A 10480-nucleotide genomic window follows, 5' to 3' on the forward strand; every position below is an offset into this window, starting at 1 on the left:
CTGCACTCCTCCTGATGGTTCTGACGAGTGCGGTCAGTTTGTCAGGACGGCCGAGCGGCGGAGCGCCCTTCTCGTTCATTGAGAACGGCGAGCGCGTCGACCCGCAGCGCTGCGGTGATCCGCTCAGCACCCTCGGTCAGCGGCCCGATCACCGCGGCGATCACGGCGAGGTCCCGCGGCACGACCACGCTGAGCGCCGCCACCACCTCGAGCCCTGGCTCGCGCACCGGCACGGAGACCCCGGCGGTGTCCGGATGCATCATCCCCTCCACGACGGCGTGGCCGCTCGTGCGCACCCCGGCCAGCCGGTGCCGGAGGCCGGGCAGACTCTGCTCCCAGTCCGCGATGAAGCCCTCCCGCACCGCGCGGTCGGCGAACGCGACGATCGCGTGCCCGGCCGACGACCGGTATGCGGGAAGCCGGGTCGCCGTCGTCGCCGCGTTCTCCACCGACCCCTCGCCCGCGTAGCACTCGAGGTAGAGCACCTCGTCGCCGTCCGCGGTGAGCACGCCGAGCTGGGTGTTCTGCCCGACCACCCGCTGCACCTCCTGCATGGCGGGGCGCGCGATCGTGAGCAGGTGCGTGTACGGCGAGCGGGCACGGTGGGCGAGCTCCCAGAGGTCGAGGCCCAGGCCGATCCTGCCCTGCTCGTCCTTCACCAGCCAGCCGATCGCGCTCAGCTCGGCGACCAGCCGGTGCACGGTCGCCACCGGGAGGTCGGCGAGCCGGGCGATGGCGGTCGCGTTCATCGGCGGGTGCCCGGAGTCGAGCGTGCTCAGGATGCGGACGAGCCGCGTGATCAGCGACTCCCCCGACGGCGAATTGGCCACGTCGACTCCTTCCTGCGCGTCCCACCATGCTACGGTGCGTTCTGGTGGCGCACGAGCGTGCGCCTGGCGAACATCTGTTTGGCCATCGCGTCGCCGTGACGCACGAACCGCAGCACCACGCACCACCAGTACCACCCCGCATCACAGCAAGGAGGCTCCGATGACGAGCTCACCCCCGTCCACCGCCCGCGTCTGGCCCGTCATCCTCTGCTGGATCGTGGTGGCGCTCGACGGCTTCGACCTCGTCGTCCTCGGCACGGTCATCCCGACCCTGATCAGTACGGGCGCGCTCGGGTTCGACCCCGGCGGCGCGACGGCCGTGGCCACAGCGGGGCTCGTCGGGGTCGGGATCGGCGCGCTCGCCGTGGGCCCGCTCACCGACCGCTACGGCAGGCGCGCGACGCTGATCACCTGCGTCGCCCTGTTCTCGGTGTTCACGATCGCGGTCGTCGCCGCGCCGAACGTGTTCGTCTTCGGCGCCCTGCGACTGCTCGCCGGGCTGGGGCTCGGGGCGTGCATCCCGACCGTGCTCGCCTACGTGGGCGAGTTCGCCGGGTCCACCCGCACCGGGCGCTCGACGACGCTGACGATGACCGGCTACCACGCGGGCGCCGTCCTCACCGCGCTGCTCGCCCTCGCGATCGTGCCGAACTGGCAGCTGATGTTCCTGGTCGGCGGCCTCGCCGGGCTCGTGGTGCTTCCCCTGCTCTGGTTCACGCTGCCGGAGTCGGCAGCCGTCCTCGCCCGTCGTGCGGACGGAGCAGCCCGGCCGGCGGGGACCGTCGGTGTCCTCGTCCGGCGGCCGTACCTGCTCGCCAGCATCGGCATCTGGACGGCGTCGTTCATGGGGCTGCTGCTGGTCTACGGCCTCAACACCTGGCTTCCGCAGCTCATGAAGGTCGCCGGCTACGACACCGGGGACGCGCTCGGCCTGCTGCTCGTCCTCAACCTGGGCGCCGTCGCCGGGCTCGTGCTCGCCGGAACGCTCGCCGACCGCAACGGCACCAAGCGCGTCACCCTGGTCTGGTTCTTCCTCGCCGCGGTGTTCCTCGCGCTGCTGAGCATCCGGATGGACGAGGTCGTGCTGCTGTACGCGGCGATCTTCGTCACCGGCGTCTTCGTGTTCTCCGCGCAGGTGCTCGTCTACGCGTTCGTCAGCCAGCTCTACCCTCCGGAGGTGCGCGGCACGGCGCTCGGCTTCGCCGCGGGCATCGGGCGCATCGGCGCCATCGCCGGACCGGCCATCACCGGGGTGCTCGTGACGCTCGACCTGGCGTATCCGGGCGGCTTCTACGTGTTCGCCGTCGCCGCGCTGATCTCGGTGGCGAGCATCGCGACCGTGCCGGCCGTGATCCGCCGACGGGAGGGGGCGCCGGTCGTCGTCAGCGGCTGACCGGGTGACTGTGGCGCGCGGCCGTCTCACGGAGCAGCGCGATCTGCCGCTCGGTGTTCTCCGCCTTGAACACGCTCGATCCCGCCACGAAGGTGTCCGCACCGTTCTCGGCGGCGACGGCGATGGTCTCCTCGGTGATCCCGCCGTCGACCTGCAGCCACACGTCGGCGCCCGTCGCATCCACCGCCGCGCGCAGCCTGGCGAGCTTGGGCATGGTCTCCGGCATGAACGACTGGCCGCCGAAGCCGGGCTCGACGGTCATCACCAGCACCTGGTCGAACTCGGGCAGCAGGTCGAGGTAGTCGTCGACCGGCGTTCCCGGCTTGAGCGCGATCCCCGCCCGCGCGCCGATCTCGCGCAGGCGCCTGGCGAGCGTGACCGGCTCGGTGGCCGCCTCGGCGTGGAAGGTGACGGAGAACGCGCCGAGCTCCGCGTATCCCGGCGCCCAGCGCTCCGGGTCGTCGATCATCAGGTGCACGTCGAGCGGGATCGCGGACACATCCTGGATGCGCCCCACCATCTGCGGACCGAACGTCAGGTTCGGCACGAAATGGTTGTCCATCACATCCACGTGCACGAGGTCGGCAGTGGCGATGCGACCGAGGTCACGCTCCAGGTTGACGAAGTCGGCGGCGAGGATGCTGGGGTTGATCCGGACTGGCATGCCTCCAGCCTACAAAACCGGCGACCCCTGCCGGCTCAGCGCTTGGCGAGCAGCGCGATGAACATCGCGTCCGTGCCGTGGCGGTGCGGCCACAGCTGGGCGGCCAGGCCGTCGCCGGCGAGGTCGAGGCGCTCCAGCGCGAGCTCCTGCAGCACGAACGGCGTGTCGACGGCTTCGACGTCGTCGTGCGCGTCCAGCGCCGCCGCGACGATGCCCCGCGTCTCCGCGATGTGCGGGGAGCAGGTCACGTAGGCGATGAGCCCGCCGGGCTTCGCGGCGGCGATGGCCGCGTCGAGCAGCCGCGCCTGGAGCCCGGTGAGCTCTGCGACGTCACGCGGGGTCTTGCGCCACCGCGCCTCCGGCCGGCGGCGCAGCGCACCGAGCCCGGTGCACGGGGCGTCCAGCAGGATGCGGTCGAACTGTTCCGGGTGGGACTCTCCGACGGTCGTGCCGTCCAGTTCGAGCACCTCGACGGGCTCCGGCAGCGCGGCCAGCGCACGCCGGACCAGCTCTGCACGCGCGGGAACGACCTCGTTGGCGGTGAGCGTCGCACCACCCAGCCGCGCCTCGGCGGCCAGCAGTGCCGCCTTGCCGCCCGGACCGGCGCACAGGTCGAGCCACTGCTCACCCGGCACGATCGGGCGCGCCCTGCTGAGCGCGAGTGCGGCGAGCTGCGATCCCTCGTCCTGCACCCGCAGACGTCCGCCCGCCTCCTCGACCCTGGCCTGCGGATCCCCGCCGCCCGCGGTGAAGCCGACGGGAGAGAACCTGTCCTCCGTCGCGTCGTCCGGCAGGTCTGCGAGCCCGGGAAGCGCGACCATGTTGACCCTGGGCGCCGCGTTGTCGGCGTTCAGCAGGTCGGCGAGTTCCGTCTCCCTGCCCTCCGCTTCGAGAGCGCGACGGAAGGCGCGCACGATCCACACCGGATGCGAGGTCAGCGCGGAGAGCTCCTGGTCCTGGCCTTTCGCGTCGGCCAGGATGCGCTGCCGCCACTCCTCCGGACTGTGCCGGCCGATCTCGCGCAGCACCCCGTTCGTGAACCCGGTCGCCGAACGCGAACCGACGCTGCGGGCGAGCGCGACGGACTCGTTGACGGCCGCGTGCGGCGCCACCCGCGTGGACAGCAGCTGGTGGGCGCCGAGCCGCAGCACATCCAGGATGGGCGGATCGATGCGGTCGACCGGACGCCCGGCCGCCCGGGCGATCACGAGGTCGTAGTATCCCTGCATCCGGAGCGTGCCGTACGTCAGCTCGGTGGCGAGGGCGGCGTCGCCCGGGTTGAGGCCCGCGCGTGCGATGCGCGTCGGCAGCAGCAGGTTGGCGTACGCGTCGGAGTCGCGCACGGCGGCGATCACGTCGTACGCGACCCTGCGGGCCGGCTGCACGTGGCCACCCTGCGCTCCGCGGCCACCCTGCGCGCCGCGACCGCCCTGGCCGCTCTGGTTCCAGTTCCGCTCGCTCATCGCAGCACCACCCCGTTCGCCGCGGAGAGGCCGCGCCACCAGTCGGCGGCAGCCATCGCCTTCTTCCCGGCCGGCTGCACCGTCACCAGCTCCAGCGGATGCGTGCCCGTCCCGACCACGACCCGCTTGCCCTGCAGCGCGACCGCGCCGGGGGCCAATTCGTCCGCGTCCGGGGCCGGGCGGGCGGCGAGAACCTTGAACCGGTCGTCGCCGAGCAGCGCGAACGCTCCGGGCTCCGGCGTCACGCCGCGCTGCCTGGCGTAGACCGCGGCCGCCGGCTGGTGGAAGTCGAGGTGCGCGTCGGCCAGCGACAGCTTCGGCGCGAGCGTGACGGCGCCGGTCTGCGACGCGGAGGCTGCCGTGCCGTCGGCCAGCGCATCCACCGTGTCCGCCAGCAGCTCGGCACCGGAGAGCGAGAGCGCACCGAGCACGTCGCCCGCCGTCTCGTCGGCCCCGATCGCGCGGGTCAGCTCGGAGAAGACGTCGCCCGCGTCCAGTTCCGGCACCAGCTGGAACACCGCAGCCCCCGTCACCTCGTCTCCGGCGATCACGGCGTGCTGCACGGGAGCGGCGCCGCGCCAGGCGGGAAGCAGCGAGAAGTGCAGGTTCACCCAGCCGAGCCGCGGCGTCGACAGCAGCGGCTCGCGCACCAGACCGCCGTACGCCACGATCACGCCGAGGTCGGGCGCCAGGCTCCGGATGCGCTCCGTCACCGTCTCGTCGAGCCGGTTGGCCTTGATCGTCTCGATGCCCAGCTCGTCCGCCGCAGCGGCGACCGGGGACGGCGTGAGCACGCGCTTGCGCCCCAGCTCCGCGTCGCGCCTGGTGAGCACGGCCACCACCTCGTGCCGCTCGGCCAGGAGCCGCAGCGCGGGGACGGCGACCGCCGGGGTGCCGGCGAAGACCAGCCTCATCCCTCGTTCTCCGTGCGGTGCGGCGTAGACGGGAATCGGGGCATAGCGGGTTCTTTCGGTCGGGAACGTCGGCCGCGAGCTCCGCGGCCACCGTCGATCCTACCGGCCGGGGTCGGACGGCCAGGGATCGGAGGCACAGGGGTCAGATGATCTCCGGGTCGTCGAACTGCACGCGCAGCGTCGGCGCCGGGCGGAACCCGGTCTTGCCCGCCGGAGCCTTGCGCCGCTTGCTCGCGTTGCGGACGATCGCGCCGCGCACCGCCGTCGCGACCTCCTGCCCTTTCGCGTACTCGAAGCGCAGGATCGCGCGCACGGTGGCGTCGTCGACCGTCGCCGGGCCGAGCACGTCGATCAGCAGCGCTGGATCGACGGCGGCGACCGCCGCCTCCACCACGTCCGGCGCCCCCGCGATCGACGCGAGCCGCACAGCGGGAGGGAAGTGCAGGGCGCGGCGGTCCACCAGCTCGGCGTGCGCGAACTCCGCGACCCGACCGGTGGCGAAGTCGCGCGCGAGACCGCCCGAGACCCCCACCAGCACGGTCGGCGCTCCCGGCGCGGCGAGCCCGGCCGCGTTCGTCCACCAGCGCAGGCAGTCCTCGGCGACACCCAGAGTCTCCCTCGCCAGCATCCGCTCGCCGTCGAGCAGGAGCACGGCACGGTACCCGCCCGCGGCGATCGGCTCAGCACCGCGGGTCGCCACGACGATGGCGCGCGCATCCGGCACGGACTGCACGGGATGCTCGCCGTCCGCCACGATCACGCGCACCCCGGGGAACGCACGCCCCAGCTCCTCCGCCGTGCGGCCGGACCCCAGCGTGACCAGCCGGAACCGGTCGTGCTCGCAGTGGTCGCAGTGCCAGTTGGTCGCGAGCGCCCCGCACCAGCCGCAGGACGGAACGCTTCCGGCCCTCCGCTGCCCGAGCGGGCCCGTGCAGCGGTTGCAGCGCGCGGCCTGCCCACACTTCGCGCAGGCGATCTGCGGCGCGTACCCGGGCCTCGCCACCTGGATCAGCACCGGCCCCGCCGGCGTCTTCTCGTCGCCGTCGAGCGCCGCGCGCGCGGTCTTCCACGCCACGGACGGGATGCGCGCCGCCCGCGCCACCGGCTCCTCCGCCGTCTGGTTCGCGCTCAGGATCACCTTCGGCCACACCATGCGCTCCGGGTCGACCGCCCGCAGCCAGCCCAGCTCCACCAGCCGCTGCGCCTCGACGCTCCGGATGCGCCCGGCCAGGATGAGCGCGCCGCCCTGCTGCTCCTGCCGCACGAGTGCCGCATCCCGCGTGTGGATGTACGGAGCCTGCCTGGCCGCGTGCAACGGGTCGCCGTCGTTCCAGACGATCAGCAGGCCGAGGTCGTCGGCGGGCGCGTACACGGCGGACTGGCTGCCGATCACGATGCGGGGACCGGACAGCGCGCCGAGGAACGCCTTGTACCGCTCGGAGTCTGTCTGCCGGCCGTCCACGCGCACGACGGCCTCGGCGGGAGCCAGCGCGAGCAGCGTCGCGGCGAGCTGGTCGAGGTCGCGGTAGTCGGGGACGGCGATGATCGCGGTCTTCCCCGCCGCCCAGCAGGCCACGGCCGCACCGGCGAGCGTCACGGCCCACTGGCCGACCCACTCGCCCTCCGGCGTGCGGACGACGCCGGGGATGGTGCGGAGCGCGATCCGCTCCCCCGCAGCGACGGCCGCCTCCAGCACGCCGTCGCCGTAGCCGCCGATGGGTGCGGGGTGCGGGTGCGCCGCCTCCTGAGTGCTCGCGCTACCTGGCGCATCCGGCTGGTCGCCCGCGGCCACCGCCGCCTGGGCAGCCAGCCACGCCTTCTCCACGCGCACCGACCGCGGGGGCACCGCGAAGCGCAGGATGTCGTTCGCCGTCCCCGCGCTGCGGTCGGCCAGCTTCCTGGCCAGCGCCCACACTGCGGGTGTCAGCACGCGCGCCGTCGACACCACCTGGTCGATCGGCGTCAGCTCGCCCTCGTAGTCGATCTGGTCGCGCGGCAGCACCTCCACCACGAACCCGGACACCATCCTGGCGCCGGTGCGCAGCGGCACCTTGACTCGCACCCCCGGATGCACGTCAGCGTCGAGCGCATCCTGCACGCCGTAGTCGAACAGGTGATCGAGTTGGGGAAGCGCCGAGTCGATCACGATGCGGGCGACCCGGCCGGCCGCCGCCATCGTCAGAGGCCTGCGGCCGACCGGAGGTCGTCGACGCGGTCCAGACGCTCCCAGGTGAAGTCCGGCAGCTCACGGCCGAAGTGGCCGTACGTCGCGGTCTTCGCGTAGATCGGGCGCAGCAGGTCGAGGTCGCGGATGATCGCGGCCGGGCGCAGGTCGAACACCTCGCGGATCGCGGAGATGATGCGGTCCTCCGGCACGTGGCCGGTGCCGAACGTCTCGACGTAAAGCCCGACGGGCGCCGCCTTGCCGATCGCGTAGGCGATCTGCAGTTCGAGCCGGTCGGCGAAACCGGCGGCGACCGCGTTCTTCGCCGCCCAGCGCATGGCGTACGCCGCGGAGCGGTCGACCTTCGACGGGTCCTTGCCGGAGAACGCGCCTCCGCCGTGACGGCTCGCGCCGCCGTAGGTGTCGACGATGATCTTGCGGCCGGTGAGCCCCGCGTCGCCCTTCGGGCCGCCGATCTCGAACCGGCCGGTCGGGTTGATGAGGGTGCGCACGTGCGCGGACTCCAGCCCGGCCTCGTGCAGCACGGGGGCGATGATCTCCTCGATCACCTCGGCCTGCAGCTGCTCGTTGGACACGCTCGGCGCGTGCTGGGTGGAGAGCACGACGGTCTGCACCGACTTCGGGACGATGCCCTCGTAGCCGATGGTCACCTGGGTCTTGCCGTCCGGCCGCAGGTAGTCGAGCGTTCCGTCCTTGCGCACGGTCGCGAGACGCTCGGAGAGGCGGTGCGCGAGCCAGATCGGCAGCGGCATGTACTGCGGCGTCTCCGTGGTGGCGTAGCCGAACATGATGCCCTGGTCGCCCGCGCCCTGCCGGTCGAGGTCGTCGTTGCTCTGCTCCGCGCGCGTCTCCAGCGCGTCGTCGACACCCTGGGCGATATCGGGAGACTGCGCGCCGATCGACACGGACACGCCGCACTGGGTGCCGTCGAAGCTCACGTCGGAGGAGTCGTAGCCGATCTCCACGAGCTTGGCGCGCACCAGGGCGGGGATCTCCACGTAGCCCTTGGTGGTCACCTCGCCGGCGACGTGCACGAGGCCGGTGGTCACCAGGGTCTCGACGGCGACGCGGCTGTGCGGGTCGACCGTGAGGAGCGCATCCAGGATGCTGTCGGAGATCTGGTCACAGATCTTGTCCGGGTGGCCTTCCGTGACCGATTCGGACGTGAAGAGGCGCAGATCTGCCATTGTTCTCCTTAGCCGGATTGTGGCTGCTCGGACGGTGCCCGAGATGCTCGTCAGGCGATGACGTCGAGAATACGATCGGCCACCGACAACTTGGTCCCCGAGGCCTCCATCACTATATCCCCGCCCCGGCGGAGGACCACGACTTCATTGCTGTCCGTTGCGAAGCCCTGCGACCAGCCCACCTGATTGATCACCAGGAAGTCGCTGCCCTTCGACGCGAGCTTGCTGCGGCCGAGTTCGATCAGCGCCGACGGGTCGGGCTCCGTCTCCGCCGCGAAGCCGACGATGACCTGACCGTCGCGCCGTGCAGCCGAGAGACCGGCCAGGATGTCCGGGTTGGCGACCAGTTCGAGCGTGAGGGTCTCCCCCGCGACCGCCTTCTTGATCTTGGTGTCGCGGACCTCGGCCGGCCGGTAGTCGGCGACGGCGGCGGTCATCACGACGATGTCGGCGGCGCGCGCTGCCTCGGTCGCGGCCTCCTGCAGTTCGAGTGCCGTCTGCACCTCGATCAGCTCCACGCCCTCCGGCGGCTCGACCTCGAGGTGGGCGGCGATCAGCACGACCTCCGCTCCGCGGGCGAGCGCCGCGCTGGCGACGGCGACGCCCTGGCGCCCGCTCGACCGGTTGCCGAGGAAGCGCACGGGGTCGAGCGGCTCGCGCGTGCCCCCGGCGGTGACGACGACGCGCTTTCCGGCGAGGTCGTCTCCTCCGCGCGGGCGGCGCGCGGCCTCGTTGGCCCTGCGGCGCTCGGAGAGCACGACGATGTCCGCGCCGGAGGCGGACGCCGCGACGGGAGTAGCGGGGGCTGTCGGGGCCTCGGTGGCGGGCGCCGACGCATCCACTGCTGCCTGCGCTGCATCCCCTGCCGCTGCACGCTCGGGATGCGCGCCGACCGCGGCCAGCGCCTCCCGCACGATCACGGAGGGCTCCTCCATCCGGCCGGGGCCGGAGTCTGCTCCGGTGAGCTGACCGCTCGCCGGTCCGACGACGGTCACGCCGCGCGAGCGCAGGGTGGCGATGTTGGCGACGGTGGCGGCGTTGCGCCACATCTCCGTGTGCATCGCGGGGGCGATGACGAGTGGGGCCGTGCTCGCGAGCACGGTGTTGCCGAGCAGGTCGTCGGCGAGACCCGCCGCGAGCTTGGCGATGGTGTTGGCCGTTGCGGGAGCGATGACGATCAGGTCGGCCGACTGGCCGATGGCGACGTGCCGCACCTCGGCGACGCCCTCGTAGAGGTCGGTCGCCACCGGGTTGCGGCTGATCGCCTCCAGCGTCGGGCGTCCGACGAAGCGCAGGGCCGCCTCGGTGGCGACCACGTGCACCGAGTGCCCTTCGAGCACCAGCGAACGGATCACGCCGACGGCCTTGTACGCGGCGATGCCGCCGGTGACCCCGACGACGATGGTCAATCGTGCGCTCACGACGCCCTCCCCTTCAACGACGCCATCGCCTTGACGACGCGGCTCTCCCACGGCACTGCTCCTGACCGGGCGCAGGGCCCGGGGGCGTCGCTATTCGGCGATCGGCTTGATGGTGAGCTTGTCCTCGTTGATCTCGTGCAGCGCGACGGACAGCGGCTTGTCGTCGACCGACGAGTCGACCAGCGGTCCGACGTTGTCGAACAGGCTGCCCTCGTGCAGGTCGGCGTAGTAGTCGTTGATCTGGCGTGCGCGCTTGGAGGCGAAGATGACCAGAGCGTACTTGGACTCGACCTTGGCGAGAACGTCGTCGATGGGCGGGTCGATGATGCCCTTGTTGCTGAGTGCCATGCGTGTATTGCTCCTTGCAGGTTGAACGGATCGTGGGTGGTCGCAGGCTGCGACGGCGTCTGAATGACGCGACGA

The 10480-nt window shown here is 72.3% G+C and carries 9 protein-coding genes; 1 reads left to right on the forward strand and 8 read right to left on the reverse strand.

The window, feature by feature from the left end; translation table 11 throughout:
• Positions 1-41: 41 nt before the first annotated feature.
• Positions 42-830 carry an IclR family transcriptional regulator gene (locus HF024_RS10715; protein WP_168689547.1) on the reverse strand — a complete coding sequence of 263 codons (789 nt, stop codon included), beginning with the start codon at positions 828-830 and terminating at the stop codon, positions 42-44.
• A 160-nt stretch (positions 831-990) separates the two neighbouring features.
• Between HF024_RS10715 and HF024_RS10720 the strand changes: the two genes are divergently transcribed.
• Positions 991-2223, forward strand: a complete 1233-nt coding sequence (locus tag HF024_RS10720; RefSeq protein ID WP_168689548.1) for an aromatic acid/H+ symport family MFS transporter — start codon at positions 991-993, stop codon at positions 2221-2223.
• Here the strand turns inward: HF024_RS10720 and rpe are convergent.
• The 7 genes from rpe to rpoZ form a co-directional block, all read right to left on the reverse strand.
• Entirely contained in the window at positions 2213-2887 is a 675-nt protein-coding gene (gene rpe / locus HF024_RS10725; RefSeq protein ID WP_085367730.1) for a ribulose-phosphate 3-epimerase, read from the reverse strand. The genes HF024_RS10720 and rpe overlap by 11 nt on opposite strands.
• Before the next feature lie 35 nt (positions 2888-2922).
• On the reverse strand, positions 2923-4350 hold the full coding sequence (locus HF024_RS10730) for a transcription antitermination factor NusB (protein ID WP_168689549.1): 1428 nt from the start codon (positions 4348-4350) through the stop codon (positions 2923-2925).
• Positions 4347-5264, reverse strand: coding sequence for a methionyl-tRNA formyltransferase (locus HF024_RS10735; RefSeq protein ID WP_168689550.1), 918 nt, complete (start codon positions 5262-5264; stop codon positions 4347-4349). Before HF024_RS10735 ends, HF024_RS10730 begins: the two co-directional genes overlap by 4 nt.
• A gap of 142 nt (positions 5265-5406) precedes the next feature.
• Complete coding sequence (locus HF024_RS10740; RefSeq protein ID WP_168689551.1) at positions 5407-7440, reverse strand: primosomal protein N'; 2034 nt, start codon at positions 7438-7440, stop codon at positions 5407-5409.
• Between the two features lie 2 nt (positions 7441-7442).
• On the reverse strand, positions 7443-8636 hold the full coding sequence (gene metK / locus HF024_RS10745; RefSeq protein WP_168689552.1) for a methionine adenosyltransferase: 1194 nt from the start codon (positions 8634-8636) through the stop codon (positions 7443-7445).
• Between the two features lie 50 nt (positions 8637-8686).
• Positions 8687-10045 carry a bifunctional phosphopantothenoylcysteine decarboxylase/phosphopantothenate synthase gene (locus HF024_RS10750; RefSeq protein WP_168690869.1) on the reverse strand — a complete coding sequence of 453 codons (1359 nt, stop codon included), beginning with the start codon at positions 10043-10045 and terminating at the stop codon, positions 8687-8689.
• Positions 10046-10147: 102 nt separating this feature from the next.
• Positions 10148-10405 (reverse strand): DNA-directed RNA polymerase subunit omega, encoded by a 258-nt coding sequence (gene rpoZ, locus HF024_RS10755; protein WP_085367736.1) that lies wholly within the window; start codon positions 10403-10405, stop codon positions 10148-10150.
• Between the last annotated feature and the right edge of the window lie 75 nt (positions 10406-10480).

The organism is Leifsonia sp. PS1209 (assembly GCF_012317045.1).
Classification (GTDB): Bacteria; Actinomycetota; Actinomycetes; order Actinomycetales; family Microbacteriaceae; genus Leifsonia.

What these genes read in the sequence shown, in the direction of transcription:
- HF024_RS10740 (WP_168689551.1), bottom strand. Translation starts at nt 7,440, where the DNA reads ATGGCGGCGGCCGGCCGGGTCGCCCGCATCGTGATCGACTCGGCGCTT.
- HF024_RS10730 (WP_168689549.1), bottom strand. Translation starts at nt 4,350, where the DNA reads ATGAGCGAGCGGAACTGGAACCAGAGCGGCCAGGGCGGTCGCGGCGCG.
- rpe (WP_085367730.1), bottom strand. Translation starts at nt 2,887, where the DNA reads ATGCCAGTCCGGATCAACCCCAGCATCCTCGCCGCCGACTTCGTCAAC.
- metK (WP_168689552.1), bottom strand. Translation starts at nt 8,636, where the DNA reads ATGGCAGATCTGCGCCTCTTCACGTCCGAATCGGTCACGGAAGGCCAC.
- HF024_RS10735 (WP_168689550.1), bottom strand. Translation starts at nt 5,264, where the DNA reads ATGAGGCTGGTCTTCGCCGGCACCCCGGCGGTCGCCGTCCCCGCGCTG.
- HF024_RS10720 (WP_168689548.1), top strand. Translation starts at nt 991, where the DNA reads ATGACGAGCTCACCCCCGTCCACCGCCCGCGTCTGGCCCGTCATCCTC.
- rpoZ (WP_085367736.1), bottom strand. Translation starts at nt 10,405, where the DNA reads ATGGCACTCAGCAACAAGGGCATCATCGACCCGCCCATCGACGACGTT.